Source organism: Burkholderia sp. USMB20 (assembly GCF_000949135.2).
Classification (GTDB): Bacteria; Pseudomonadota; Gammaproteobacteria; order Burkholderiales; family Burkholderiaceae; genus Burkholderia.
In genome coordinates, this window is sequence record NZ_JTAN02000006.1 from 62,875 (window position 1) to 89,383 (window position 26,509).

The window sequence follows — 26,509 nt, forward strand, 5'->3', positions numbered from 1 at the left end:
CCGCCCAACGGGCGGCCGACGACAGACGAAGGCAACACGCGTCGCGGCCCGGCGGTCCCGGTCGATCCGGACCAGCCCCGCGAAGCAGTGCCGCCGCCCGGCCGGCGGCCGGCAACGCGCCGCCCTTCGTAACCAAAAAACAATCCCGGAGACAGCGCCCAGCACCCGCCATGCATTCAGATGCCCGCCCCGACTCGCCCCGTCCGTCCGGCTCGCCGCCCGCGCAGCCGTCCCTCCACCGCAGCCTGCAGGCGCGCCATCTGCGGATGATCGCGATCGGCGGCTCGATCGGCACCGGCCTGTTCGTCGCGTCCGGCGCGTCGATCTCGCAGGCCGGCCCCGGCGGCGCGCTGGTCGCGTACATGCTGATCGGCCTGATGGTCTATTTCCTGATGACGAGCCTCGGCGAAATGGCCGCGTTCATGCCGGTGTCGGGCTCGTTCGCGACCTACGGCGCGAAATTCGTCGACGAAGGCTTCGGCTTCGCACTCGGCTGGAACTACTGGTACAGCTGGGCCGTGACGCTCGCGGTGGAACTCGTCGCCGCGCAGCTCGTGATGCACTACTGGTTCCCGCACGTGCCGGGCGTCTGGTGGAGCGCGATCTTCCTCACGTTGATCTTCGCGCTCAACGCGCTGTCGGTGCGCGGCTTCGGCGAAGCCGAATACTGGTTCGCGCTGATCAAGGTGCTGACGGTGCTCGCGTTCGTCGGCGTCGGCCTGCTGATGATCTTCGGGATCATGCAGGGCGGCCCGAGCGCGGGCTGGGGCAACTTCACGATCGGCGACGCGCCGTTCGCGGGCGGCTGGGCCACGATGCTCGGCGTCGCGATGATCGCGGGCTTCTCGTTCCAGGGCACCGAAATGATCGGCGTCGCGGCCGGCGAATCGGAAAATCCGCGCACGACGATCCCGCGCGCGGTCAGCCAGATCTTCTGGCGCATCCTGCTGTTCTACGTGTTCGCGATCTTCGTGATCGGCGTGCTGATTCCGTACACCGACCCGAGCCTGCTGAAGAGCGACGTGACCGACGTCGGCGTGAGCCCGTTCACGCTCGTATTCCGCCACGCGGGCCTCGCGTTCGCGGCCGGCGTGATGAACGCGGTGATCCTGACGGCCGTGCTGTCGGCCGGCAACTCGGGCATGTACGCGTCGACGCGGATGCTCTACAACCTCGCGGTCGAGGGCCGCGCGCCGAAGCTGTTCGCGAAGCTGTCGCCGGGCGGCGTGCCGCGCAACGCGCTGTACGCGACGACTGCCGTCGGCGCGCTGTGCTTCCTCACGTCGCTGTATGGCGATAAAACCGTCTACCTGTGGCTGCTGAACACGTCGGGCATGGCCGGCTTCATCACGTGGCTCGGCATCGCGGTCAGCCACTACCGGTTCCGCAAGGGCTTCCTGAAGCAGGGCTACCGGCTCGACCAGCTGCCGTACCGGTCGAAGTGGTTCCCGTTCGGCCCGCTGTTCGCGTTCGCGCTGTGCGCGATCGTCGCGCTCGGCCAGGACTACCAGGCGTTCCTCGCCGACAGGATCGACTGGGCCGGCATCGCCGCGACCTACATCGGCCTGCCGTTCTTCCTCGCGATCTGGCTCGGCTATGCGCTGGTGCGCAAATGCCGCCTCGTCCGCTACGAGGACATGGAGATCGCGCCGTGGATCGAGCGCAACGCGGCGCCCGACGCCACGGTCAAGACCGACGCCGGCTATCCGGCCTACGTCGCCGCTCCGGCCAACCCGACGCCGGGCGCGTGATGCCCGGTCGCGCACCGGCCGCCGCCCGACCGCGGCGGCCGGTGCGCTGAACACCCCATTCGACGCGGCGCGCGCGTTCAGGCAAGATCGACGCGCGCCGTCCGTTTTTCCGTCGTCACGAGTCATCGAAAACGCATGCAGAACTTCTACGAAGCCACCGTTACCCGCCAGCCCTACCCGCAACTGACCGGCACGATCGACACGCAGGTCTGTATCGTCGGCGGCGGCCTCGCCGGCCTGTGCACGGCGCTCGGCCTCGTCGAGCGCGGCGTGCGGGATGTCGTCGTGCTCGACGGCGAACGGGTCGGCTTCGGCGCGTCCGGCCGCAACGGCGGCTTCGTGTTCGGCGGCTACAGCCTCGACAACGCGGACCTGCTGCGCACGCTCGGCCGCGACGAAGGCCGCCGCCTGTACCGGCTCACCGTCGATGCGGTCGACCTGATCCGCGCGCGGATTGCCCGCTACGGCATCGACTGCGACATCGTCGACGAGGGCGTGATGCTCGCCAACTGGTTCGACGATCCGTCGCGGCTCGACGGCGTGCGCACGCTGATGAAGCAGGAATTCGACGTCGACTGGGAACCGGTCGCGACCGACGCGCTGCGCGCGCGGCTGAAGACGCAGCGCTATTACGGCGGCCTGTTCGAGCCGAACGCGTTCCACTTCCATCCGCTCAAGTACGTGCTCGGCGTCGCGGCGGCCGCCTCGCGCGGCGGCGCACGCGTGTACGAACGCTCGGCCGCGCTCGGCATCGCGCGCGAGGGCGCCGGCTACGTCGTGCGCACGGCGCAGGGCACGGTGCGCGCGAAGGACGTCGTGTTCGCCGGCGGCGGCTACGCGCGCGGCGTGTCGCCGCGCATCGAGCGCGCGGTGCTGCCGATCGCGACCTACGTGATCGCGACCGAGCCGCTCGGCACGCGGCTGCCGGACGCGATCGACGCACCTTACGCGATCTACGACACGCGTTTCGCGTTCGACTACTACCGGCCGCTGAAGGACACGCGGATTCTGTGGGGCGGCCGGATCTCGGTGCTCGACCGCGGCCCCGACGCGATCGCGCGGCTGCTGCGACGCGACCTGCTGCGCGTGTATCCGCAACTCGACGGCGTGAAGGTCGAGTACGCATGGGGCGGGCTGATGAGCTACGCGCGGCACAAGATGCCGCAGATCGGCCGCGATGCGGACGGCGTGTGGCACGCGATCGCATTCGGCGGTCACGGGATGGCGCCCACCACCGTCGCCGGCGAAGCGCTCGCCGCCGCGCTGGCCGGGGAGCGGCCGGTGCCGGAAGGCTTCGCCGCGTTCGGGCTGACGCGCACGTTCGGTCTCGCCGGCCTCGCGGCCGCGCAGCTCACGTACACCGCGTACCAGGCCCGCGACGCGCTCGCGTCGTGCCGGCGCTGAGCGGCGACGGCCGCCGAAACCGCGCGGCCGATTAGAGCAGAAGGTCGGCCGGGCGGCGATTTCCCGCATGCTAGAATGATTTCTTCATGCCGCCGCGAACCCACAACAAAGTCACATGAAAGCTGGAAGCAAGGCCGCCACGTCCGAAAGCCGCGCGCTTGCGACCGATGCGCGGCGCAAATACGATCCCGAGCAAACCAAGCGCAACATCCTCGACGTCGCCACGCAGGAGTTTTCCGCGATGGGCCTCGCCGGCGCGCGCGTCGACGCGATCGCCGAGCGTACCAACACGACGAAGCGGATGCTCTACTACTACTTCGAAAGCAAGGAAGGCCTGTACGAGGCCGTGCTGGAGAAGGTGTACGGCGACATCCGCGCGCTCGAGCAGGAACTGCACGTCGGCGACATGGAGCCGCGCGAAGGCATGCGCCGGCTCGTCGAATTCACGTTCGACTATCACGACAAGCATCGCGACTTCGTCCGCCTCGTGTCGATCGAGAACATCCACGGCGCGAAGTATCTCGAACAGCTGAAGTCGTTCAAGAACCGCAACGTCAGCATCATCAAGACGCTCGAGGAACTGCTCGAGCGCGGCGCGGCGAGCGGCGCGTTCCGCAAGGACATCGACGCGTTCGACCTGCACCTGCTGATCAGCTCGTTCTGCTTTCACCGCGTGTCGAACCGCTATACGTTCGGCGCCGCGTTCGGCCGCGATCCGTCGGCACCGCGGCTGCGCGCGCGGCATCGCGAGACGATCGCCGATTCCGTGCTGCGCTACGTCGCCGCGTAAGCGCACCGCGCGGTTTCATCCGAAGGCCGGCGGCGAGCGCCGAACCCGCCGCCCGGCCCTTCCCGACTGGCCCTACGACGCGTGCAACCGGCATGAGCCGGATTCACGCGGCGGGTCCCTTCAAGCCGCTCGCGCCGCTCAGGCCGCCTCAGGCCGAACGTCCGCCTCGTGCCAGTCCGTCGGCGCCGACGCCAATGCGATCCGCGCCTTCTCTTCCGGGCTGCCCGCCACGTAATACTTCTTCGCCCAGCTCGAATCCGGCGCGAGCGCGAGGTGCCGGTGCGCATCGGCGCCCTGCCGTTGCGACTCGATCGACAGCGCCCGTGCGCGATAGTGCTCGTAGAGCCGCAGGAATTCGGCGAGATAGATCGCGGCGATCCGCGCGTCGCGAATCTCCAGCAGGTTCTCGTCGTTGTACTGCTCGGAATTGCGGCTCATGTTCGCCGAGCCCGTGTAGACGATCGGGTTCGCGCCTTCCGCATCGATCACGATGAACTTGTGGTGGATCACGACCGGCGGATAGGCCGGCGCCGGCTCGCCCGGAAAGAGGCGCAGTTCCGGCTCGAAACCCTGCGGCACCGTCGCCGGTGAAAAATACGCGGCGTCGATCACGTCGCGATGATCGCGCCGGCGATGGTAAAGCTCGAGATTCGCGAGCGTCGCCGCATCGAGCGGCCGGCCGTCGTGCTGCGCGGCATCGGCCTGCGTCGCGCTGCCGGCGTTGATGCGGTTCACCAGGCCGAACATCATCAGGCCGCGGTCGCCGGCGGCAAAGCATGCGTCGCGCAGCGCCGCGTCGGTCGGCATGAACAGGCAGAACGACACCGAATGCTGCGCGGCCGCGATCGCGGCGACGATCGTATCGATCTCGGTGCGCTGCCCCGCCGGCTCCGGCGAAAACGCGACGCGCACCTGCGCGCTGCCGATCGTCAGCGGCTCGGACCAGCCCGGCGACAACCTCGCCGTCTCCGCGATCGGCGGATTCGCGGCCAGCGCCTGCGCACGCGCGTTGTACAGCGCCGCGAGCGCCGGCGAATCGAATGCGTGCAGCACGTTCGCCTGCTCCGTCAGCCCTTCGGTCGTGAAGTTCGCGGAACCGGTCAGCACGCGCGCGGGCGTCGGCGCAGTCGTCCCGTTCGCCGGTGCGTCGGTCACGATGAACTTGTCGTGCATGATGTGCGTCCTGTCGCGCGGCGCGCGCGTCGCGAGGCCCTGCAGCGCGTCGACGGCCGGCTGGTTCGGCGACGGCAGCGGCGGCTTGCCCTTGCGGGCGGTCACGTGCGCGTCGTAGACGATCGCGAGCGACGCTTCGCCGTGCTGCCGTCCGAACGCCTCGAATGCGGGCAACGCCCACAGCGTGTCCGTCAGGTGATAGACGGCCGAGACCGCGCGCGACGCGGGGTCGAGCATCTCCGCGAACACCTGTTCCATGTCGTTCGCGAGCCACGTGCGCAGCTTCAACGCCTGGTCCGCGCTCGGCACCGCATTCGGCGCAAGACCCAGCGCCGCGACCTGCTTCGCGAACGCCTGCGAACTGACCACCGCGCGATTGAACCACGTGCCGACGCCGTCCACGATGTGCGCGGGCAGCACGACATCGCACACGCCGGCCTGCGCATCGAGCACCTTCAGGTTCTCCGGCGTGCCGACGACCGGATAGACGTCATAGCGGAACGACGCATCGCGATCCTGCGGATCGATGCGCGCGTCCCACCACATGAATTTCTGGATCGGTGCCTGGTCGGTCGGCGCGTCGCCCTGCGTGCCGGCGGCCGGGCCGTCGAACGTGAGCCGGTTCGGCAGCCAGCTGTTCGGCGCGCGCGTCTTGCCGTCGGCCGACCAGAAGCCCGGCGTGCGCCGGATCGCGAAGCCGAGGAAGTCGGTGCGCGAGGCCGCGTCGGGCCAGTCGAAAGCGAGGAGAACCAGGGTCGGGGAAAGATAGCTGCGTACGCTGACGGTCATTCTTTGCTCCTGCCGCGGCGGCCGGTCGAAAGGAATGAGTCAGTGTCGAACGCGCATCTTCCCGTGCGATGACCGTTCGATGAACCTTGTATGTCGGCGCCGCGTCAGTCGCACACGAGCAGCTCGATGCCGCGCGCGGTCAGCGCGCGGCGCACGGCCTTGTCCGGCGTGCGTTCGGTGACGAGATAGCGCGCGGCCGAGGCGCCGTTGATCCGCACCGGCGTCACGCGGCCGAACTTCGAATGGTCGGCGACGATGATCGCGGTGCCGGCCGCCGCGATCATCCGGCTGCGCACTTCGGCGGCGAGCCGCGAGTAGTCGGTGCAGTCGCCATCGGCCGTGATGCCGCCCGCGCCGACGAACGCGAAATCGACATGGTATTGCGCGAGCTGCTGGATCGTATCGAGCCCGAACGTCGCATCCTCGTCGTCGGACAGTTCGCCGCCGAGCAGCGTCACGCGATTGCCGTTGCGCCGCGCGAGCACGAACGCGGTGCGCCAGTCGTTCGTGTAGATCGACAGCCGGTGCCGGTCGGCCAGCGCGAGCGCGACCGCATGCGGCGTACTGCCCGAGTCGATCAGCACCGAGGCGTCGTCGGGCACGAATTCGGCCGCGCGTCGCCCGATCGTGCGCTTCGCTTCGGCATTCGCCGCCTCACGCTCGGACAGGCTCGGCTCGCGGCGATCCGCCGCCAGCGCGCCGCCGTGCGTCATCACGAGCAGGCCGCGCGCCGCGAGCGCGTTCAGGTCGCGCCGTACCGTCTCGCGCGACACGTCGAGCGAGCGCACGAGCTCGGCGACCGACAGCGCGCCCGATCGTCCGAGCTCCGACAGAATGTATTGATGACGTTGTTCCGCCAGCATCGCAATGCGCCCGAGGCGACTGGTAATGGGTAGGCCGACCATTGTATTACGGCCGTTTGACCGCCATTTGACGGCAGCGCGTCCGGCCGCGGCCGCGTTTCACGAAAGCGAAATTCTGTATTGCCCGATGCGCGCGAATCGGCGTGGCAAGCGATTGCTACACTTTGCGTTTCGCCGAACGACAGACCATCAAGGGGCTTGCGTCATGTACCGCAAAGGCAGTGTGCTCGAAATCCAGTTTTCGCCGGAACGGCTCAACGACGGGGCCGGCGATCCGTACTGGATCGACCTGACGCTCGACGAGGCCCGCCGGCTGTACGAACAACTCGCCGCACGCTTCGCGACCGATGCGCGCGCGAACCAGCCGCTCGACACGTTTTCGCTCGACTGATCCCCGTTCCTCTGCGCGCGCCACGGCGCGCTTTCATGCCGCGGCGCCTGCGCCCGGACGGCCGCTAACCGGACAGCCCGGCGCGCTGCCGCGCTCGTGGCGGATCATGCCCGCGGCCAACGTGCCGCGCACCGCTGCTGCATGCGTTCCGCACGCGCCACGCGCGAATGCAGAATCCGACAAGACGGCCGCCCCGCTTCACCCGATACTGGCCGGCTCACGATTCGTCCGGCCGTATCGCGGCCCGCCACGCATGTTTACCTCGCTCGTCGCCGCGGCTTTCGTCGCGCTGTGGTCCACCGGCTTCATCGTCGCCCGGGCAATCAAGCCCTACGCCGACCCGAACCTGTTCCTGCTCGCGCGTTTCGCGGGCACGGCCGTGCTGTTCGGCGCGGTGGCGCTCGCCGCGCGCGCGCCGTGGCCGGCGCGCCGCGAATGGCCGCGCCACCTGATCGCGGGCGCGCTGCTGCAGGGCGTCTATCTCGGCGCCAGCTACTGGGCCGTCGCGCAAGGGCTGAACGCCGGCGTGATGGCGCTGCTCGGCGCATTGCAGCCGCTCGCCACCGCCGTGCTCGCGGTGCCGCTGTTCAACGAGCGGCTGCCCGCGCGCGGCTGGCTCGGGATGGCGCTCGGGCTCGCCGGCGTCGCGCTCGTCCTCGCACCGAAGGTCGCGGGCGGCGTCGCGCCGCCGGCGGGCGCCGCGCCCGCGTGGTTCGTCGTGACCGTGTCGATCCTGTCGGTCGGCTCGATCACCGCGGGCTCGCTGTACCAGAAGGGCAAGCTCGCGCAGAACGACCTGCGTACGGCCGTCGCCGTGCAGAACCTCGGCGCGGCGATCGTCGCGGCCGTCTTCGTCGTGCTGCTGCACGAAACGCGCTGGACCGGTGCACCGGCGCTGTGGATCTCGCTCGTGTGGGGCGTCGTGTTCCTGTCCGGCGGCGCGGTCACGATGCTGATGTGGATGCTGCGGCGGGGCAATGCCGCGCGCGCGACGTCGTTGCTGTTCCTCGCGCCGCCGCTCGCCGCGCTGCAGGGCTACCTGCTGTTCGGCGAAACGCTCGCGACCGTCCAGCTCGCCGGCTTCGCGCTCGCACTGGCGGGCGTCGTGCTCGCGCGGCGCTGACGCGGGCGAGCGCGCGGGTTCGTCACCGCGCCCCGCCATGCGCAGCGTCGCGCCGCCGCCGGGCGCCGCGCCCCGTGGTTCGTCGTGGCGCGCCCCGCCATGCCTCGAAACGAAGCATCCGCGCACACGCCGGGGGACGCCGCCCCGCGCGCCGCACCATGACGATGCATCGCGTCTCGCCGATGCAACGCGCGGCCGCCGGATCGCATGCCCGGCGCGGCGCCGGGCCACGATTGCGCTTATGATGGGCGCCTTGCATTTCGTTCCGGAACCACCTTCATGACATCCGCCGATTACGCCAGCCGCCAACGCGCGATCATTGCCGAACTGAACGTCGCCGCGCATTTCGACGTCGACGCCGAGATTACGCGCCGCGTCGATTTCCTCGCGCAGTACCTTCGTTCGACCGGCCTGCGGACCTACGTGCTCGGCATCAGCGGCGGCGTCGATTCGTCGACGGCCGGACGGCTCGCGCAGCTGGCGGTCGAACAGCTGCGCGCCGGCGGCTACGACGCCCGCTTCATCGCGATGCGCTTGCCGAACGGCGTGCAGAACGACGAAGCCGATGCGCAACGCGCGCTCGCGTTCGTGCGCGCGGACGAAACGTTCACGGTCGACGTCAAGCCCGCCGCCGACGCGATGCTCGCATCGCTCGTCGCGTCCGGCCACGCATTCGAAAACCCGGCCCAGCAGGACTTCGTGCACGGCAACATCAAGGCGCGCGAGCGCATGATCGCGCAATACGCGGTGGCCGGCGCGCGGCGCGGCATCGTGATCGGCACCGACCACGCGGCCGAATCGCTGATGGGCTTCTTCACGAAATTCGGCGACGGCGGCGCGGACGTGCTGCCGCTCGCCGGCCTGAGCAAGCGCCGCGTGCGTGCGGTCGCCCGCGCGCTCGGCGGCGATGAACTGATCGTGATGAAGGTGCCGACGGCCGACCTCGAGGAACTGCGTCCGCTGCGCCCCGACGAGCACGCCTACGGCGTCACCTACGACGAAATCGACGATTTCCTCGAAGGCAAACCCGTCGCCGACAACGTGTACGAAACGGTGCTGCGCTTCTACGACGGTTCGCGCCACAAGCGCGCGCTGCCGTACACGCCGTTCGACTGGCCGGCCGCGTAAGCCGGCTCGTTCAGCCGCAACACCGCGCCGCGCGAACCCTGGCGGTTACGCGCGGCGCCTGCGCGACGGGCAGCGCTACGCGTGCCCGCCCGCCTTCTTCGCCTGCAGTGCGCGAATCCGCAGCCGCGCGCCCGTATCGCTGACCGTCGCGTCGTACATCGTCGCGAGATCGCGCTTGAGCGCGGTGCGCGAACCGCCGTCGAGATACACCATGTGCCCGGACGGATAGAAACGCGCGGACAGGTTCTGCCGCACCTTCTGATCCTCGAGCGGCATCTGCTGCAGGTCGATCACGGTCTGGTAGAACGGCGTGACGAAATCGTAGAGGCCGTTCGCCGACAGCACCTTCAGGTCGACGTTCAGCGCCATCACCGCGGCGAGATCGCCCGCCGTGTAGAGGATCAGGTTCCCCTGCGCATCGATGCCCTGCTGCGCGCCGGTCGGATCGATGTGGCTGAAGTCCCAGTTCCGGAACGCCTGGTCGTTCAGGTCCGTGAACGCGGAATTCGACGTGAACTTCAGCTGCTCGTTCAGGTAGCTGTTCCACATCGCCGTGTAGACGCCCGTCACGGCCGTCATCGTCGGATCGTTGCCGCCCGAGTTCGGATCGATCTTGCCGGCGATGCCCGACGAGATCCCGGTCACGCGGCCGTCGTACGACCCGAGCGCGAGCCCCTGCGCGTGCAGCAGCGTCGTCAGGAACAGCGAATTGCCGCGCGTGTCGTAGCCCGCGATGTCAAGGCTCCACGACTGCAGCGTCGCGGTATCGATACCCGTGTATCGCGACAGCTTCTGCACGGCGGCCGGTTCCGCATGCGGCACCGTGCGCAGCGCCTTCAGGTAGTCGGTACGCGCGAATTGCGCGACTTCCTCGACGAACGCGCCGAGATCGGTCGGCGCGGGCGTGACGCCGAGCTTCTTGTGATACCACGCGTCGGCTGCCGCGGTCGGCAGCGCGCCGACCGGGTTGCCGGCCTGCCGGTAGTCGAGGATCGACGACTGCAGCGTGACGCCGTTCAGGTCGACGCCGTCCTCGTGCAGCTTGTACGCGAGCACGCAGCTGCGCGCGGTGCCGTACGACTCGCCGAACAGGTACTTCGGCGAATTCCAGCGGTTGTTCTTCGTCAGGTAGCGCTTGATGAACTGCTTCAGCGAATCCGCATCCTGGTCGACGCCCCAGAAATCGCGGTTCTTGTTCGGCGCGACGGCCGCCGAATAGCCGGTGCCGACCGGGTTGATGAACACCAGGTCGCTGTGGTCGATCATGCTGTCCGGATTGTCTTCCATCTGATACGGCGCGGGCGGCGTGAACCCCGGCATCGACGTCCTGATGCGCTTCGGCGCGAACGAGCCGAGCAGCACGAACACCGACGACGACCCGGGCCCGCCGTTGTAGAAGAACGTGACGGGCCGCGTTTCCTCCTTCGCGCCGTCGGCCGTGAACGCGACGTAGAAGAGCTTCGCGGCCGGCAGCGAGCTGCTCGGGTCGACCGTCACGAGGTGGCCGGCCGTCGCCGTGTACGCGATGCGCTTGCCGTCGATCAGGATCGTGTGATGCGTGATCGCGGCCGCTTCGGTCGTGTCGGTCACCGAGTCGTCGGGACCGTTGCCGTACGCGACCGGATCGAAGAACGGCTGGTCGCGGCCGTGGCTCAGCGCGACCGGACTGATGGTCGGCGGCACGCCATGCGAATTGTGGTCGCCGTGATGCAGCGGATACACGCCGCCGGAAGATGCGGAATCGATGCCCATCGTGCTGCTCCTCGAGGTGAAAAAAGACGCGGGCAGGAAACCCGCGTCGCGTGGAAAGGCCGGTGCCGGCGCGTCAGCTCGACGGCTTGCGCGCGAGGATCGCCGCGAGTTTCGCGCCGTCGGGGCTGCCGAGGCCCGTGCACGCATCCCAGCCGGACGCGGCGGCATACGTGCCGTTCGAGCCTTTCGTGATGTCGCGCAACGCGCCGGGATTCTTGTACAGCGCCGGGTTGATCCAGCCGGCCGATGCACTCGCCGCCGCACTCGCCGCCGCATTGATCCGCGCGATCAGCGCGGCCCACAACGGCGCGACCGCGCTCGTGCCGCCCATCACCGCGACCGTGCCGGCGACCGACACCTCGTAGCCCGTCTGCGGCGATGCATTGGCGGCAACGTCCGGCACGCCGCGCTTCGTGAGCGGCGTGGTGCTGCCGTCGGCGAGCGTGACGGTCAATCCCTGCTGCCACGCCGGCAGGTCGAACAGCGCGCTGACACCGCCGCCGCCCGCGCCGCCGCCGGCCGCCTCGTCGTTCCACGCGACTTCGCTGCGAATGCCCTGCCCCGGCAGCGCATCGAGCTGCGTGCCGCCACAGCCGAGCACGTAAGGACTCGACGCCGGAAAGTCGACGTGATCCGTGCCGTCCTGCAGCCCGTCGCCCGAGCCGCTGTCGCCCGACGCCGCGCACACCGTGATCCCCTGCGCGGCGGCCGCCTGCAGCACGCGGTTGAACGCATGCGCCGACTGCGCCTGCCAGATCGCTTCCGGCCCGCCCCAGCTGATCGAGATCACCGATGGCCGGTTGGTCTTGTCGGTGACGGCCGCGTTGACGGCCTGGATGAAGCCCGCGTCACTGTTCGGCGCGAAATAGACGGCGAGCTTCGCGGCGGGCGCGATCGCACCGGCGATCTCGATGTCGAGCGCGACTTCGCCGTCCGGGCCGTTCGCCTCGCCGGTCGGCGCATTGCGGCCGGTGCCGACGTTCACGTCGACGAGCGTCGGCGGCGTCTTGATGCCGAGCCCGCGGAAATACTGCTGGATATCGGCCGCGCGATAGCCGCCGCCGAGTTCGACGATCGCGATGCATTGCCCTGCACCGTCGCCGGCCGGAAAGCCGTACAGCGACGCGAGCTGGATCGGCGTGAACGTGACGGCGGGCGCGCCGCGCGCGGGCTGGAACGGCGGACGCAGCCGGAAGTGCGGCCGCGCCTGCGGACGGCTGTCGAGGCCGAGCACGGCCGTGACGGCATCGCCGAGCTCGTCCGGCAGCGCGATCGGTCCCGAGCGGCCGCGGTACTGGCCGATCGAACGATGCTCGAAACGCTCGAGCTTCACGCTGAATGCCGCTTCGAACTGCTGGATCGAGCCGGACAGCACGACGACGCTTTCGACCGGATCGACGCGATCGACCGTGAGCTGGTGACGGCGCGCGAAGTCCTCGGTCTTGCGAATGTCGTCGGGATTGGCGGAGAAACGCTGCGCGAACGCTTCGCGCGACAGCGGTTTCGCCTGTGCGTCGCCGGTGGCGAGCTGCTGGACCAACGTGTCGAGTTGCCCTTCTTCCTGCCGCCGCAACATGATCGTGACGTGGATACGTTCTGCCGGATCGCACGGGCCGAGACACTTCGACTCGGCGACGATCCGGGGTTCACGGTCGGCGTGAAGATGCCTTGCCATGTTCAGACCCTCCTTGGTACCGCGTTGCACGGAACAGCCAGGAAATCGGACATAGCCGGCGGAAGTCGGTTCCGTTCGGTCAGTCGGTTCGCGAAAGCGCGAAGTTACAGGGAGTTTAGATCAGTCAGATGATTTACGCGCACGCCCTTCCGCCCCAAGGCATGCGCGCGAAGCCCGGCATGGCGCGCGGGCCCGCGTTCGGCAGCGCATCACGGCCGCGCGGCAAGTCGAGCCGCGCAGCCGTGATGCAATGCAGCAGCTCAATCCATCGACAGGCGCAACGCGAACCCGATCAGCGCCGCGGAAAACGTCCAGCGCTGGACCGTCTGCGCGAGCGGATGCGCGCGCATCCACGCCGCGATGCGCGACGCGCCGAACACGCATGCGAGGTCGAAACACACGCCGGCCGCGACGAGCAGCGCGCCGAGCTCGAACATCTGCCACACGACGGGCCCTGCCTCGGGGCGCACGAACTGCGGCAGCAGCACCGAGCAGAACAGCAGTGCCTTCGGATTCAGCAGGTTCGTCAGCAGCCCCTTGAAGAACGACTGCCGCAGTTCGCCCGGCGCCGCCGCATCGCCGTCGCCGAGCGCGAACACCGGCGAGCGGAACACCTGGATCGCGACGTAAGCGAGATAAAGCGCGCCGCCGTAGCGGATCACTTCGTACAGCCACGGCGCGCTGCGGATCAGCGCCGCGACGCCGCAGGCGGACAGCGTCACGTGCGCGGTGCGCGACAGCGACAGGCCGGCCGCCGCCGCCATGCCCGGGCGCACGCCGCGGCCGATGCTGGTCTGCAGCACGAGCGCCATGTCGGGCCCGGGCACCGCGTAGATGGCCGCCAGCGCGGCGAGATAAATCAACAGCAAATGCGTGGAAATCATGGTCTGCCCCCGTTCTTCAGTGACGATATGTTGCCGCTGAAGGGAGAGCGATTATTGGCCATCTTTGGCTCGAAATTGGCGCTACATAGCGGAATCCGCCACAATCACGGAATCCAGACAAGGATTCCGCCAACATGACCGAACTCGACAAAACCGACCGCGCGATCCTCGCCGCGGTGCAGCGCGACGGCCGCCTGCCGATCGCGCGTCTCGCCGATTCCGTCGGCCTGTCCGAGACGCCGTGCGCACGGCGCCTGAAGCGTCTCGAAAACGACGGCTACATCGAGCGCTACCGCGCGCAGCTGTCGCGCCAGGCGCTCGGCTTCGGCGTCGTCGCATTCGTACTCGTGCGGTTCGCGACGCACGACCGCAAGGTCGCCGACCGGTTCGAACGGGAAGTACTCGGCATCGAGCGGATCCTCGCGTGCCACAACGTCGCGGGCACGGCCGACTACCTGCTGCAGGTGGTCGCGCGCGATCTCGACGACTACGGTACGTTCCTGCGCGACTCGCTGCGGATGCTGCCGGGCGTCACGTCGATCGAATCGGCGTTGTCGTTGCGGGAGGTGAAGCACGATGCGGGGTTGCCGGTGCCGTGATGCGGCAGTGACCCTCTCCGGCGTGACATTCGTTCACGTTGCCGGCCTCAGGCGACCTCACGCGACCTCACACGACATCGGGCGATTGATGCGCGCGCTCGAGATCCTCGAGAAACGCTTCGACGAGCGGATCGCCGCGCCCGTCGCGCGCCACGACCATGTGGAACGTGACGTCGTAGTGCAGCTGGTCCGGATTGAGCGGCGCAAGCAGCCCCTGCGCGACATACGGCGCCGCAAAGTGCTGCGGCAGATAGCCGAGATGATGGCCTGACAGGATCAGCAGCGCGACGGCCTCCATGTTGTCGGCGGTCGCCGTCACGCGATCGGGCGTCGTCGACATCTGCGCCTCCGGCAGCGGATACGAGCGCCACGCCCATTCGAATCCAGCGACGTCGGCCGGCGTCAGCGCGCCGGCGCGTTCGAACAGCGGATGGCCGCGCCCGCAGTACGCCACCTGCCGCTCGATGAACAGCGGCGTGTAGTGCAGCGACGGCACGCGGTGCCAGAAATAGCCGACCGCGATCTGGATCTCGTTGCTCAGCAGCTTTTCCTCGAGATCGCCCGGCGCGCGCACCGAGATCGAGAAGCGCACGGCCTCGTCGCGCGTGCGGAACGCGGCGATCGCCTCGGCGATCCGTGCGTTCTGGCTGACCGGCGTATGGCCGATCAGGCCGATGTGCAACGTGCCGACCAGCTGGCGGTCCATGTGCCGCGCCGCGATCCCGAATTCGTCGAGCGCGGCGAGCAGCTTGCGGCTCATCGCGTGGAACCGCTCGCCTTTCGGCGTGAGCCGGAAGCCGCTGCGGCCGCGCTCGCAGAGCCGGTAGCCGAGCCGTGTCTCGAGCGACGACAACTGCGCGCTGATCGTCGACTGGCCGACGTTCAGGATCGCCTGCGCAGCCGACACGCCGCCCGCGTCCGTGACCGCGAGAAACACGCGGATCAACCGCAGATCGAGGGTCGACAGATTCCCCAGCACGCTATTCCCCTTTTGTTCCCCTTCCATACATCGATAAAAATCGATGTTTACGTCGATATCTTCGCATTCTTCTTTCCGGCCGGACGCGTAAAACTATGTGCCAGGCCGCGTCGAATGATACGGCAACCCCACATCGGAAGAGACAAGCCCATGAACGACCACACCCATTTCCAGCCGCTCGGCGGCAATGAAATGCCGCGCAGCGGCGGCATCGCGACGATGATGCGCCTGCCGCACGTGGCGAGCGCAGCCGGCCTCGACGTCTGTTTCGTCGGCGTGCCGTTCGACCTCGGCACCTCCAACCGCACCGGCGCGCGCTTCGGCCCGCGCCAGATCCGCACGGAATCCGTGCTGCTGCGCCCGTACAACATGGCCACGCGCGCCGCGCCCTTCGATTCGCTGCAGGTTGCCGATATCGGCGACGTCGCGATCAACCCGTACAACCTGCACGATTCGATCGCGCGCATCGAGGCTGCGTACGACGCGATTCTCGAGCACGACTGCAAGCCGATCACGCTCGGCGGCGACCATACGATCGCGCTGCCGATCCTGCGCGCGATCCACCGCAAGCACGGCAAGGTTGCATTGATCCACGTCGATGCACACGCCGACGTGAACGACACGATGATGGGCGAAAAGATCGCGCACGGCACGCCGTTCCGCCGCGCGGTCGAGGAAGGCCTGCTGCACGGCGACAAGGTCACGCAGATCGGCCTGCGCGGCACCGGCTACGCGGCCGAGGATTTCGACTGGTGCCGCGAGCAGGGCTTCCGCGTCGTCCAGGCCGAGGAATGCTGGAACAAGTCGCTCGCGCCGCTGATGGAGGAAGTGCGCGCGCGCATCGGCGACACGCCCGTCTACATCAGCTTCGACATCGACGGCATCGACCCGGCCTACGCGCCGGGCACCGGCACGCCGGAAATCGCGGGCCTCACGGTGCCGCAGGCGCTCGAGATCATCCGCGGCGCGAAGGGGCTGAACATCGTCGGCTGCGATCTCGTCGAAGTGGCGCCGCCGTACGACCCGTTCGGCACCACGGCCCTGCTCGGCGCGAACCTCGCGTACGAGTTGCTGTGCGTGCTGCCCGGCGTCGCCTATCGCGACTGATCCCGGCACGCGACCCATTCCAAATCAGAGAATTCCAGAGGAGCACATAACAGATGGGGACATCCGTCAAGCAACCGAAGCGGGCGGCGCTCGCTTCGTTCGTCGGCACCACGATCGAGTGGTACGACTTCTATAGCTACGCGACCGCCGCCGCCATCGTGTTCGGGCCGCTGTTCTTCCCCGGTGAAAGCCGTTTCGTCAGCCTGCTCGCGTCGTTCGGCTCGTTCGCGGTCGGCTTCTTCGCGCGGCCGCTCGGCGGTGTGATGTTCGGCTATCTCGGCGACCGCTTCGGCCGCAAGCGCTCGCTGCTCGCGACGCTGATGCTGATGGCCGTGTCGACGGTCGCGATCGGCCTGCTGCCGACCCACGCGCAGGCCGGCGTGATCGCGCCGATCCTGCTGGTGCTGATGCGCGTGCTGCAAGGCATCGCGGTCGGCGGCGAATGGGGCGGTGCGGTGCTGCTCGCCGGCGAGCATGCGCCCGAAGGCAAGCGCACGTTCTTCGCGTCGTTCGCGCAGCTCGGCAGCGCGAGCGGCCTGATCCTGTCGATGCTCGCGTTCGGCGCGATCAGCACGCTGTCGAAGGACGACATGATGAGCTGGGGCTGGCGCGTGCCGTTCCTTGCGAGCGCCGTGTTGCTGGCAGTCGGCTTCGTGATCCGCGCGAGCGTGTCCGAGTCGCCCGAGTTCGAGGAAGTCAGGAAGAGCGGCAACATCGCGCAAAAGCCGCTGCGTGAAGCGCTCAAGTACTGGCCGCTGCTGCTGCTCGCGATCGGCGCGAACGTGTACGGGATCGCCGGCGTGTATTTCAGCAACATCTTCATGATCAGCTACGCGACGCAGTTCCTGTCGCTCGACCGGTCGATGGTGCTGCATTGCATGACGATCGTCGCGGTGCTGCAGTTCGTCGTGCAACTCGCCGCCGCGTTCCTCGCGCAGCGCTTCGGCACGACGCGCGTGCTGCTGATCACCGGCGCATGGGCCGCGATCGTGCCGTTCGTGATGCTGCCGCTCGTGCACCTGGGCACGCCGCTGTCGATCACGGTCGGCGTCGGCCTCGCGACGCTCGCCGAATCGGGCTACTACTCGGTGGTCGCGGGTTTCGTCAGCGGCATCTTCATCGCGCGCATCCGCTATACGGCGATCTCGATCGCGTACCAGGTGTGCGGCGCGCTCGCCGGCGGTCTCACGCCGCTCGTCGCCACGCTGATCGCGCAGAACACCGCGCCGCAATGGTGGCCGCTCGCGATCCAGTACACGAGCGCCGCAGTGCTGTCGTCGGTGTGCGTGTGGCTGATCTCGCGCCGCGTCAGCATCGACGATGCCGGCGCGCCCGGCAGGGCGGACGAAGCGCTGCCGCGCGGTGCGCGTACCGCGTAACCTCACGCAAACGGGCAGGCGACATCGCCTGCCCGTTTGCATCGGGCGTCGGGCGATACGCCGCTACCCCCGCCTCGCCCCGAACATTCATTACGACAAACGGCCCGCCCATGCGGGCCGCTCGCTTGCCGCCCGATCGTCGATCGGGACGGCCGGCGCGCAGCGTTCGCGCGTCATTGCACCTGGCTGCGCAGCGTCTTCGCCGCAGCGACCATGTTCGTCAGCGCCGGAAGCACTTCCGCCCACTGACGCGTCTTCAGCCCGCAGTCCGGGTTCACCCACAGGCGCTCCGCCGGAATCCGCTCCGCCGCCTTCTTCATCATGCCGACGATGTGATCCTGCGTCGGGATGTTCGGCGAATGGATGTCGTACACGCCCGGCCCGATCTCGTTCGGATACCTGAAGCTGTCGAACGCGTCGAGCAGCTCCATGTCCGAGCGCGACGTCTCGATCGTGATCACGTCCGCATCCATGTCGGCGATCGACGCGATGATGTCGTTGAACTCCGAATAGCACATGTGCGTATGAATCTGCGTATCGTCCCGCACACCGTTCGCGGCGATGCGGAACGACTCGACCGCCCACTTCAGGTACGCGCCCCATTGCGCGCGACGCAGCGGCAGCCCTTCGCGCAGCGCGGCCTCGTCGATCTGGATCACGCGCACGCCGGCCTGCTCGAGATCCAGCACTTCGTCGCGGATCGCGAGCGCGAGCTGATGGCACGACACCGAACGCGGCTGGTCGTCGCGCACGAACGACCAGTTCAGGATCGTCACCGGGCCGGTCAGCATGCCCTTCATCGGCTTGTTCGTCAGCGACTGCGCGTACGTGATCCATTCGACCGTCATCGCCTTCGGGCGGCTGATGTCGCCGAACAGGATCGGCGGCTTCACGCAGCGCGAACCGTACGACTGCACCCAGCCGAACTGGCTGAATGCGTAGCCGTCGAGCTGCTCGCCGAAGTATTCGACCATGTCGTTGCGTTCGGCTTCGCCGTGCACGAGCACGTCGAGTTCGAGCGATTCCTGTTCGCGCACGCTGCGCGCGATTTCCGCCTGCATCGCCGCGCGGTAGCCGGCTTCATCCAGCGCGCCGGCCTTGAACCGGCTGCGCGCCTGGCGGATCTCGGCAGTCTGCGGGAACGAGCCGATCGTCGTCGTCGGGAAGGCCGGCAGGTTCAGGCGCGCCGACTGCTTCGGCGCACGCTGCGGGTACGGGCTCGCACGGTTGCCGAGCTGCGCGTCGATGCGCGCGATCGCGGCCTTCACCGCCGGGTTGTTCACGCGCGGCGAGCGACGGCGCGAGCCGATCGCGGCAGCGTTCGCGGCGAGCGCGTCGGCCACCTCGTCGCGGCCTTCGTTCAGCGCGGTCGCGAGCAGCTTCAGTTCGTCGAGCTTCTGCAGCGCGAACGCGAGCCACGAGCGGATCTCCTCGTCGAGCGTCTGCTCGCTCAGCGAGACGACCGGCACGTGCAGCAGCGAGCACGACGGTGCGAGCCACAGGCGCTCGCCCAGTTGTTGCGAGCGGCTCGAGCCAGTCGAGCGCCGCGTCAGGTCCGTCTTCCAGATGTTGCGTCCGTTGATCGCGCCGACCGACAGCACGCGCCCGGGCGGCAGTTCGCGCACGAGTGCGTCGATTTCGTCGCGGGCGTTTATCGCGTCGACATGCAGCCCGTCGACCGGCAGCGAAGCCGCGAGCGCCAGGTTGTCCTGCAGCTGGCCGAAATACGTCGCGAGCAGCAGCTTGATGCGGCGCGTCTCGAGCGCGTCGTATGCCGTGCGCAGCGCCTGGCGCCATGCGGCGTCGAGCTCGGTCACGAGGATCGGCTCGTCGATCTGCACCCATTCGACGCCTTGCGCGGTCAGCGTGTCGAGCAGCGCACCATATACCGGCAGCAGCTTCGGCAGCAACGCGAGACGATCGGAATCGTCCTTCGCCTTGCCGAGCCACAGATACGTGACGGGGCCGAGGATCACCGGCTTCGCGGCGACGCCCTGCGCCTGCGCTTCCGCCAGTTGCTGGAGCAGGCGCGACGGATCGAGCGAGAAGTTCGTATCCGCATGGAATTCCGGGACGATGTAGTGATAGTTCGTGTCGAACCACTTCGTCATTTCACCGGCCGCGACTCCGCCGCAGCATGCCGCGTGTGCTTCCGCCGACTGCGCCGAGCGGCCGCGCGCGACGCGGAAATAGTTGTCGAGCGCATCGCCATGGAAGTCCTGCACGCGTTTCGGCAGATTGCCGAGCGTGAAGCTCATGTCGAGCACCTGGTCGTAGAACGCGAAATCGCCGATCGGCACGAGATCGAGGTCGCGCTGGTCGTTCCAGTGGCGCTGGCGAAGTTCGGCGCCGAGCGCCTTCAGCTCGTCGCGCGACGACTCGCCCTTCCAGTAGCGTTCGAGACCGAACTTGAGTTCGCGCTTCGCGCCGATGCGCGGAAAACCGAGGTTGTGGGTCGTAACCATGAAGCTGCCGTCCTGAAGAAATAGTCGATCCGGCAGCCATCATAGGGATTTCATTCTATGAAATAAAATGGCATTATTTCATTCATCCATTAAATCTGTTCATGCATCTGTCGAGCAAGCGATACCCATGCTGGAACGATTCCACCTCGTCGTGATCCGCGAAGTCGAGCGCCAGGGCTCGTTGACCGCGGCCGCCAACGCGCTGCATCTCACGCAATCGGCGCTCAGCCATACCGTCCGGAAAATCGAGCAGCAACTCGGCACGCCGATCTGGGACCGCGAAGGCCGCGGCCTGCGGCTCACGCAGGGCGGGCAGTATCTGCTGAAGCTGGCGAACCGGCTGCTGCCGCAGTTCGAGCTCGCCGAGGAGCGCATGAAGCAGTACGCGAAGGGCGAGCGCGGCACGCTGCGCATCGGGATGGAGTGCCATCCGTGCTACCAGTGGCTACTGAAGGTCGTGTCGCCGTACCTGTCGCGCTGGCCGGACGTCGACGTCGACGTGAAGCAGCGCTTCCAGTTCGGCGGCATCGGTGCGCTGTTCGGCCATGACATCGACGTGCTCGTGACGCCCGACCCGCTGAACAAGCCGGGCCTGCGCTTCGATCCCGTGTTCGATTACGAACAGGTGCTGGTGGTCGCGGACGCGCACCGTTTCGCGAACGCCGACTACGTGACGCCCGAGCAGCTGACCGACGAGATCCTGATCACCTACCCGGTCGAGACCGACCGGCTCGACATCTACAACCAGTTCCTGACGCCGGCCGGCATCGTGCCGCGGCGTCACAAGTCGATCGAGACGACCGACATCATGCTGCAGATGGTGGCGAGCGGGCGCGGCGTGGCCGCGCTGCCAAGATGGCTTGCAGACGAATACGCGGACCGGATGCCGGTCGTGCCGGTCAAGCTCGGCAAGAAAGGGATCGCGAAACAGATCTTCCTCGGCATCCGCGAGGCGGATGCGTCGATCGACTATCTGGCCGCATTCGTCGCGCGGGCGCGTGAATCGACATGGAGCGCGCCGCGCATGCTGCGCTAGCGGCGCTCGCGCCGTGCGCGCTTCCCGCGGCCCGCATGCCGGTGCGCGGGCCTGTTCACGAAATGGATGACGACGCGAACCGGCACGACATGTCGCAATTCGACGTCACGGCACCCTCCCCTTACACATCCGTAAGACGATGATTCGACGTCCCGACTGTCATCAAACTGACTGGTAGCGAAAGCTAGGATCGGACGCGGTTCCCTTACGAGATGCCGCCATGAATCAACCTGCTTCGTCCGCACCGAACAATTCGGGTTCCGTCGAACGCACCAGGCAGGTCGGCTATGCCGTCTTTCTGCTGGTGCTCGCGTTTGGCGCCCTCTATATCGCCACGCACCTGATCGCGGACCTGTCGCCGGTCCGCGAAGGCTCGCTGTTTCCGTACCTGATGCTCGGCGCCGCGCTGCTGATCGCGCTCGGCTTCGAATTCGTCAACGGCTTCCACGACACTGCAAACGCGGTCGCCACCGTGATCTATACGCACTCGCTGACGCCGAACGTCGCGGTGATCTGGTCCGGCATGTGGAACTTCCTCGGCGTGCTGGTCTCGAGCGGCGCCGTCGCGTTCGGCATCCTGCAGTTGCTGCCGGTCGAGCTGATCCTGCAAGTCGGCAGCGGCGCAGGCTTCGCGATGGTGTTCGCGCTGCTGATCGCCGCGATCGTGTGGAACCTCGCGACCTGGTATTTCGGATTGCCGTCGTCGAGCTCGCATACGCTGATCGGGTCGATCATCGGCGTCGGTCTGATGAACCAGCTGATGCACGGGCCTTCGGGCACGAGCGGTGTCGACTGGGCCCAGGCGCTCGGCGTCGGCAAGTCGCTGCTGTTCTCGCCGATCATCGGCTTCCTGTGCGCGGCACTGCTGCTGCTCGTGCTGAAGGCGCTCGTGCGGGTTCCGGAGTTGTACAAGGAGCCGCCGAAGGATCAGCCGCCGCCGTTCTGGATTCGCTGCCTGCTGATCCTGACCTGCACGGGCGTGTCGTTCGCGCACGGGTCGAACGACGGGCAGAAAGGGATGGGCCTCATCATGCTGATCCTGATCGGCACGGTGCCGACCGCGTACGCGCTGAACAAGGCCGTCACGCCGGCCGAAACGCAGACCTTCGTCGCCGTCGCGAACCAGGCTGCCGCGACGTTCGGGAAGTACACGAACGGCGTCGCGCCGTCCGCGAACCCGCGTGCCGACGTCGAACACTACGTGCAGCATCGTGAACTGACGCCCGCCGTGCTGCCGGCCGTGCAGCAGCTGTCCGCGTCGCTCGCGAGCGCGGTCGGCGCGTCGGGGTCGATGGCGGCGGTGCCGCAACGCGACGTCGACAACGTGCGCAACACGATGTATCTGGTGTCCGAAGCCATTCGCCTGATCGAGAAGTCGGGGCAGCCCGCGTTCGCCGCCGACGACAAGCTCGCGATCGACAACTATCGCAAGCAGCTCGACCACGCGACCAAGTTCATTCCGACGTGGGTGAAGGTGGCTGTCGCGATCGCACTGGGCCTCGGCACGATGGTCGGCTGGAAACGGATCGTCGTGACCGTCGGCGAGAAAATCGGCAAGCAGCATTTGACGTATGGGCAGGGCGCGTCGGCCGAACTCGTCGCGATGCTGACGATCGGCGCCGCCGACGTGTACGGGCTGCCCGTGTCGACGACGCACGTGCTGTCGTCGGGTGTCGCGGGCACGATGGCGGCGAACGGATCCGGGTTGCAGTGGAGCACGGTCCGCAGCCTCGTGCTCGCGTGGGTGCTGACGCTGCCCGCGTCGATCGTACTGGCTGGCGGGCTCTACTGGTTGTTCCGGTCGGTGGCTTGATCGGGGAAGCGGCGCGTGGCCGGTGAAAACCGGTCGCCTGCCGTGGAAGGTTCCGCAGTCGCTTCTCTGCTTCTCTGCTTCTCTGCTTCTGCGCTTCTGCGCTTCTGCGCTTCTGCGCTTCTGCGCTTCTGCGCTTCTGCGCTTCTGCGCTTCTGCGCTTCTCCGCTTCTCCGCTCCGACACATCGCGGCATCCGATGTGTCCGCGCCGCGTTCCCAACTTTCTCTCCTCCCCTCCCTTCCGAATTGAAGCGCAAGATCTGGAGCGCGCCAGCACGCGGACGCCGCTAGACTGGGTTCATCGACTTTCATCGTGGCTTCAACCGTGCACGCGACGCTGGCAAGTATTTCGCGCGACCGTACGGCGCCACACTGCTGACGAACCGAGGGATGCCCGTGAATATCGCCGATCTGCAACCTGCCGTCGAATCGCCGGACATCGCGCAACGCGTCGACGCAATCGACTGGTCGACCGTCGATGTCGAGCTCGATCGCTACGGATGTGCGCGGGTACCAGGCCTGATCTCCACAAGCGAGTGCGATGCGCTCGCCTCGCTCTATGCGCGGGATGCACTCTACCGTTCACGCGTCGTGATGGCACGGCACGGGTTCGGGCGCGGCGAATACAAATACTTCGCGTACCCGCTGCCCGCGGTCGTCGCCGAGCTGCGTGCGACGCTCTATCCGCATCTCGCGCCGATCGCGAATCGCTGGAACCAGGCACTCGGGATCGACGTCCGCTATCCGAAAGAGCACAGGACCTTCCTCGATCGCTGCCACGCGGCGGGACAGACACGCCCGACGCCGCTGATCCTGCAATACGGGCCGGACGACTACAACTGTCTCCATCAAGACCTGTATGGCGAGCATGTCTTTCCGCTCCAGGTCGCGATCCTGTTGTCGGCACCCGGGCGGGATTTCACGGGCGGCGAGTTCGTGCTGACGGAACAGCGGCCACGCATGCAGTCACGCGCGGAAGTGGTGCCGCTCATGCAAGGCGACGCGGTGATCTTCGCCGTGCACGGCAGGCCCGTGCAGGGAACGCGCGGCGTCTACCGCGTCAACTTGCGCCATGGTGTGAGCAGAATTCGAAGCGGTCACCGCCACACGGTCGGCATCATCTTCCATGACGCACAGTGACGGCCCGCGGAACGAACATGACGCTGTCGCGCCATTCGGCACGCGGAGAGGGTCGTGCAACCGGCACCGCACGTCGGTGCTCGAGGCTCGTGGTACCCTGGCGTCGCCGTACGGTCCGCTCATCGCTCGTGGTAACGGATAACGGGTTGTGCCGCCCGTCGGACCATCGTCGCCTCGACCGATCGATGTTTCAGGTGAGCAACGAAAAGCCGCCGCCCTCACCTGTCGCGACGCCAAGGCAACGCGAGATCCGGCCTACCCTCGGGCCACATTTGCCCGCAGGCGGTCGCCAGCATCGGAAGCCAGCCGCGCATAGCCCGGCAGCGTCAGCAGCGCGAGCACGCCCGCGGCAACGAACGCCCAGCGAAAATCGTCGAGTACGTAGTGCATGCCGGCCGCGTCGCCACGTACCAACGCCGCGAGCCGCAGCGACAACGCACCGAATGCGATCCCCATCCCGATCGTCATCTGCTGCGCGGCGCTCCACAGCGTGCTGGCCGCGCTCGTCTGCCGGGCCGGGATATCCGCATACGCCAGCGTCGCGAGCGTCGTGAACTGCATCGACCGCGTGAGCCCGTAGACGAATACGACGAACAGCGTGATCGCCAGCGGCGTCGACGCGGTCAGCCAGCCGCACGCGATCGTGAAGATTCCGACAATCGTCACGTCGACGAGCGCAACGCGCCGGAAACCGAAGCGGTCGAGGATCCACGACGTTCCCGCCTTCATCCCGAGATTGCCGAGCGCGCTCGCGAGCAGCAGCAGGCCGGACTGGAACGGCGACAGCCCGAAGCCGATCTGGAACAGCAGCGGCAGCAGATATGGCACGGCGTTGATCGCCATCCGCGTGATCGAGCCGGTGATCACCGTCACCGAGAACGTCGGCACCTTCAGCGTCGTGAAATCGAGCAGCGGGTGGGCGCAGCGTTGCGCGTGCATCCACGCGGCGATGCCGAACAGCACGCTCGCCCCCACCAGAATGCCCGCGCGCGCGAAGTCGACGTCCTGCTGGCCGGCCGCTTCGGTACCGATCAGCAGACAGGTCAACGCTCCGCCGGCCAGCACGAACCCGACCCAGTCAAGCGGGCGTTGCTCATCGGCCCGTGTGTTCCGGACGATCAGCCAGGTACAGACGAGCGCAGCGATGCCGAACGGGACATTCAACAGGAAGATCCATCGCCATGACGCGTAGGTCGTGATGAAGCCACCGATCGGCGGCCCGACGACCGGCGCGACGATGCCCGGCCACGTAATCGTCGCGATCGCACGCATCAGCCTGGCCTTCTCGGTGCTGCGCACGACGATCATCCGTCCGACCGGCACCATCATCGCCCCGCCGACACCCTGCAGCAGTCGCGCGGCCGTGAACGTCACCACGCCCTCGGACAGCCCGCACAGCACCGACGCACCGGTAAAGACGAAGATGGCCGTGGCGAACACCGTACGCGAGCCATAGCGATCCGCGATCCAGCCGCTGATCGGGATGAACACCGCGAGCGCCAGCATGTAGGCTGTCATCCCGAGGCTCAACGCGTTCGGCCCGACGCCGAACGAGCGCGCCATCTGCGGCAACGCGGTCGCGATCACGGTCGTGTCGAGATACTCCATGAAGAACGTTGCGGCGACGAGGTACGGCAGGAAGTCGGTCGTCCGACCACCTTGGGCAGGGCTGTCAGTCATGAACGGTACAGGAGACGGAATACGAGGATGCCGAGTTCCGGCAGGTGCAGACGAGGCCGGTAATCGGGACGAGTGGCGATATTACCCTGAAGGATTGATTGTCCGCTCTGTCGGGCAGGTCGCGCGAATGGACTTTATGCGCATAGATTTTTATGACGATATTGCGCCGCGTTGGCCGAATGGTGCACACGATCAGTATCGACGCGACACATTGAGGGACCGGTCGACCAAGCCGGGGGATTCCGCTGCAAGGCGGCATTTCCAGGTAATTGCGAACCAACGTCACGCATTGTTGGCCATTACGACGTCATCGTCATGCCCCGCAACATTGACTGGTGCTGACAGATGGCGGATTGGTGTGATCTGGAGAAGGGTGTACCAGGCAGATCTCGGTGGGCAGAGTGGTGGGTTGTTCGAGCACCGTGGGTACATGAATTAATGCCATCGGCGCCCCAGCTCCAGCCACGTTGCACTTCGCCATTGCGCGCGCATTTCTGCAGCGCCAATGCAAAAACCCCCGCCTTTCGGGCGGGGGTTTCTGGCTTAGGGAGCCTGACGATTACCTACTTTCACACGGGAATCCGCACTAT

Annotated in this window: 20 protein-coding genes; 12 read left to right on the forward strand and 8 right to left on the reverse strand. The window is 67.4% G+C overall.

Going from position 1 to position 26,509, the window contains the following annotated elements; all coding sequences use genetic code 11:
- The first annotated feature begins 170 nt into the window (after positions 1-170).
- The 3 genes from PL79_RS10225 to PL79_RS10235 all read left to right on the forward strand — a co-directional run bounded on the left by PL79_RS10225 (position 171) and on the right by PL79_RS10235 (position 3,945).
- Positions 171-1,751 (forward strand): amino acid permease, encoded by a 1,581-nt coding sequence (locus PL79_RS10225; protein ID WP_044848778.1) that lies wholly within the window; start codon positions 171-173, stop codon positions 1,749-1,751.
- Positions 1,752-1,886: 135 nt separating this feature from the next.
- Positions 1,887-3,155, forward strand: coding sequence for an NAD(P)/FAD-dependent oxidoreductase (locus tag PL79_RS10230; protein WP_044848779.1), 1,269 nt, complete (start codon positions 1,887-1,889; stop codon positions 3,153-3,155).
- A 115-nt stretch (positions 3,156-3,270) separates the two neighbouring features.
- Positions 3,271-3,945: a TetR family transcriptional regulator gene (locus tag PL79_RS10235; protein WP_044848780.1), complete on the forward strand. Its 675-nt coding sequence runs from the start codon at positions 3,271-3,273 to the stop codon at positions 3,943-3,945.
- 138 nt (positions 3,946-4,083) lie between these two features.
- Here the strand turns inward: PL79_RS10235 and PL79_RS10240 are convergent, their stop codons facing one another.
- A complete protein-coding gene (locus PL79_RS10240) occupies positions 4,084-5,907 on the reverse strand; it encodes a phospholipase D-like domain-containing protein (RefSeq protein WP_044848781.1) in 1,824 nt (607 codons plus the stop codon).
- Between the two features lie 104 nt (positions 5,908-6,011).
- A complete protein-coding gene (locus PL79_RS10245; RefSeq protein ID WP_044848782.1) occupies positions 6,012-6,770 on the reverse strand; it encodes a DeoR/GlpR family DNA-binding transcription regulator in 759 nt (252 codons plus the stop codon).
- 205 nt (positions 6,771-6,975) lie between these two features.
- On the opposite strand from PL79_RS10245, the gene PL79_RS10255 reads away from it, so the two are divergent.
- From PL79_RS10255 to nadE, 3 genes are all read left to right on the forward strand, one after another.
- Positions 6,976-7,161: a hypothetical protein gene (locus PL79_RS10255; protein ID WP_006752380.1), complete on the forward strand. Its 186-nt coding sequence runs from the start codon at positions 6,976-6,978 to the stop codon at positions 7,159-7,161.
- Positions 7,162-7,414: 253 nt separating this feature from the next.
- Positions 7,415-8,284, forward strand: a complete 870-nt coding sequence (locus PL79_RS10260; RefSeq protein ID WP_044848783.1) for a DMT family transporter — start codon at positions 7,415-7,417, stop codon at positions 8,282-8,284.
- A 279-nt stretch (positions 8,285-8,563) separates the two neighbouring features.
- Positions 8,564-9,412, forward strand: coding sequence for an ammonia-dependent NAD(+) synthetase (gene nadE / locus PL79_RS10265; RefSeq protein WP_044848784.1), 849 nt, complete (start codon positions 8,564-8,566; stop codon positions 9,410-9,412).
- A gap of 75 nt (positions 9,413-9,487) precedes the next feature.
- Here nadE and PL79_RS10270 read toward each other — a convergent pair whose 3' ends face one another.
- The 3 genes from PL79_RS10270 to PL79_RS10280 form a co-directional block, all read right to left on the reverse strand.
- Positions 9,488-11,164, reverse strand: a complete 1,677-nt coding sequence (locus PL79_RS10270) for a S10 family peptidase (protein ID WP_044848785.1) — start codon at positions 11,162-11,164, stop codon at positions 9,488-9,490.
- 73 nt (positions 11,165-11,237) lie between these two features.
- Positions 11,238-12,839, reverse strand: a complete 1,602-nt coding sequence (locus tag PL79_RS10275; RefSeq protein WP_044848786.1) for a S53 family peptidase — start codon at positions 12,837-12,839, stop codon at positions 11,238-11,240.
- 260 nt (positions 12,840-13,099) lie between these two features.
- A complete protein-coding gene (locus PL79_RS10280) occupies positions 13,100-13,723 on the reverse strand; it encodes a LysE family translocator (protein ID WP_044848787.1) in 624 nt (207 codons plus the stop codon).
- Between the two features lie 134 nt (positions 13,724-13,857).
- Here PL79_RS10280 and PL79_RS10285 point away from each other — a divergent pair, with 134 nt between their 5' ends.
- On the forward strand, positions 13,858-14,322 hold the full coding sequence (locus PL79_RS10285; RefSeq protein ID WP_044848788.1) for an Lrp/AsnC family transcriptional regulator: 465 nt from the start codon (positions 13,858-13,860) through the stop codon (positions 14,320-14,322).
- A gap of 67 nt (positions 14,323-14,389) precedes the next feature.
- Here the strand turns inward: PL79_RS10285 and PL79_RS10290 are convergent, their stop codons facing one another.
- Entirely contained in the window at positions 14,390-15,301 is a 912-nt protein-coding gene (locus tag PL79_RS10290; RefSeq protein WP_044848789.1) for a LysR family transcriptional regulator, read from the reverse strand.
- A 150-nt stretch (positions 15,302-15,451) separates the two neighbouring features.
- Here PL79_RS10290 and speB point away from each other — a divergent pair, with 150 nt between their 5' ends.
- Positions 15,452-16,408: an agmatinase gene (speB, locus tag PL79_RS10295; protein WP_044848790.1), complete on the forward strand. Its 957-nt coding sequence runs from the start codon at positions 15,452-15,454 to the stop codon at positions 16,406-16,408.
- Between the two features lie 53 nt (positions 16,409-16,461).
- The gene (locus tag PL79_RS10300) at positions 16,462-17,787 is read left to right on the forward strand and encodes an MFS transporter (protein WP_044848791.1); all 1,326 of its coding nucleotides are present in this window, start codon (positions 16,462-16,464) and stop codon (positions 17,785-17,787) included.
- Positions 17,788-17,960: 173 nt separating this feature from the next.
- Here PL79_RS10300 and metE read toward each other — a convergent pair whose 3' ends face one another.
- On the reverse strand, positions 17,961-20,252 hold the full coding sequence (gene metE / locus PL79_RS10305; RefSeq protein WP_235879246.1) for a 5-methyltetrahydropteroyltriglutamate--homocysteine S-methyltransferase: 2,292 nt from the start codon (positions 20,250-20,252) through the stop codon (positions 17,961-17,963).
- A 127-nt stretch (positions 20,253-20,379) separates the two neighbouring features.
- On the opposite strand from metE, the gene PL79_RS10310 reads away from it, so the two are divergent.
- The 3 genes from PL79_RS10310 (at position 20,380) to PL79_RS10325 (ending at position 24,239) form a co-directional block, all read left to right on the forward strand.
- Positions 20,380-21,288 carry a LysR family transcriptional regulator gene (locus tag PL79_RS10310; protein ID WP_044848793.1) on the forward strand — a complete coding sequence of 303 codons (909 nt, stop codon included), beginning with the start codon at positions 20,380-20,382 and terminating at the stop codon, positions 21,286-21,288.
- Between the two features lie 220 nt (positions 21,289-21,508).
- Complete coding sequence (locus tag PL79_RS10315) at positions 21,509-23,101, forward strand: inorganic phosphate transporter (protein WP_044848794.1); 1,593 nt, start codon at positions 21,509-21,511, stop codon at positions 23,099-23,101.
- A 394-nt stretch (positions 23,102-23,495) separates the two neighbouring features.
- Complete coding sequence (locus PL79_RS10325; RefSeq protein WP_044848797.1) at positions 23,496-24,239, forward strand: 2OG-Fe(II) oxygenase; 744 nt, start codon at positions 23,496-23,498, stop codon at positions 24,237-24,239.
- A gap of 255 nt (positions 24,240-24,494) precedes the next feature.
- Here PL79_RS10325 and PL79_RS10330 read toward each other — a convergent pair whose 3' ends face one another.
- Entirely contained in the window at positions 24,495-25,919 is a 1,425-nt protein-coding gene (locus PL79_RS10330; RefSeq protein ID WP_044848795.1) for a DHA2 family efflux MFS transporter permease subunit, read from the reverse strand.
- Positions 25,920-26,509: the final 590 nt, after the last annotated feature.

What these genes read in the sequence shown, in the direction of transcription:
- PL79_RS10225 (WP_044848778.1), top strand. Translation starts at nt 171, where the DNA reads ATGCATTCAGATGCCCGCCCCGACTCGCCCCGTCCGTCCGGCTCGCCG.
- PL79_RS10230 (WP_044848779.1), top strand. Translation starts at nt 1,887, where the DNA reads ATGCAGAACTTCTACGAAGCCACCGTTACCCGCCAGCCCTACCCGCAA.
- PL79_RS10235 (WP_044848780.1), top strand. Translation starts at nt 3,271, where the DNA reads ATGAAAGCTGGAAGCAAGGCCGCCACGTCCGAAAGCCGCGCGCTTGCG.
- PL79_RS10240 (WP_044848781.1), bottom strand. Translation starts at nt 5,907, where the DNA reads ATGACCGTCAGCGTACGCAGCTATCTTTCCCCGACCCTGGTTCTCCTC.
- PL79_RS10245 (WP_044848782.1), bottom strand. Translation starts at nt 6,770, where the DNA reads ATGCTGGCGGAACAACGTCATCAATACATTCTGTCGGAGCTCGGACGA.
- PL79_RS10255 (WP_006752380.1), top strand. Translation starts at nt 6,976, where the DNA reads ATGTACCGCAAAGGCAGTGTGCTCGAAATCCAGTTTTCGCCGGAACGG.
- PL79_RS10260 (WP_044848783.1), top strand. Translation starts at nt 7,415, where the DNA reads ATGTTTACCTCGCTCGTCGCCGCGGCTTTCGTCGCGCTGTGGTCCACC.
- nadE (WP_044848784.1), top strand. Translation starts at nt 8,564, where the DNA reads ATGACATCCGCCGATTACGCCAGCCGCCAACGCGCGATCATTGCCGAA.
- PL79_RS10270 (WP_044848785.1), bottom strand. Translation starts at nt 11,164, where the DNA reads ATGGGCATCGATTCCGCATCTTCCGGCGGCGTGTATCCGCTGCATCAC.
- PL79_RS10275 (WP_044848786.1), bottom strand. Translation starts at nt 12,839, where the DNA reads ATGGCAAGGCATCTTCACGCCGACCGTGAACCCCGGATCGTCGCCGAG.
- PL79_RS10280 (WP_044848787.1), bottom strand. Translation starts at nt 13,723, where the DNA reads ATGATTTCCACGCATTTGCTGTTGATTTATCTCGCCGCGCTGGCGGCC.
- PL79_RS10285 (WP_044848788.1), top strand. Translation starts at nt 13,858, where the DNA reads ATGACCGAACTCGACAAAACCGACCGCGCGATCCTCGCCGCGGTGCAG.
- speB (WP_044848790.1), top strand. Translation starts at nt 15,452, where the DNA reads ATGAACGACCACACCCATTTCCAGCCGCTCGGCGGCAATGAAATGCCG.
- PL79_RS10300 (WP_044848791.1), top strand. Translation starts at nt 16,462, where the DNA reads ATGGGGACATCCGTCAAGCAACCGAAGCGGGCGGCGCTCGCTTCGTTC.
- metE (WP_235879246.1), bottom strand. Translation starts at nt 20,252, where the DNA reads ATGGTTACGACCCACAACCTCGGTTTTCCGCGCATCGGCGCGAAGCGC.
- PL79_RS10310 (WP_044848793.1), top strand. Translation starts at nt 20,380, where the DNA reads ATGCTGGAACGATTCCACCTCGTCGTGATCCGCGAAGTCGAGCGCCAG.
- PL79_RS10315 (WP_044848794.1), top strand. Translation starts at nt 21,509, where the DNA reads ATGAATCAACCTGCTTCGTCCGCACCGAACAATTCGGGTTCCGTCGAA.
- PL79_RS10330 (WP_044848795.1), bottom strand. Translation starts at nt 25,919, where the DNA reads ATGACTGACAGCCCTGCCCAAGGTGGTCGGACGACCGACTTCCTGCCG.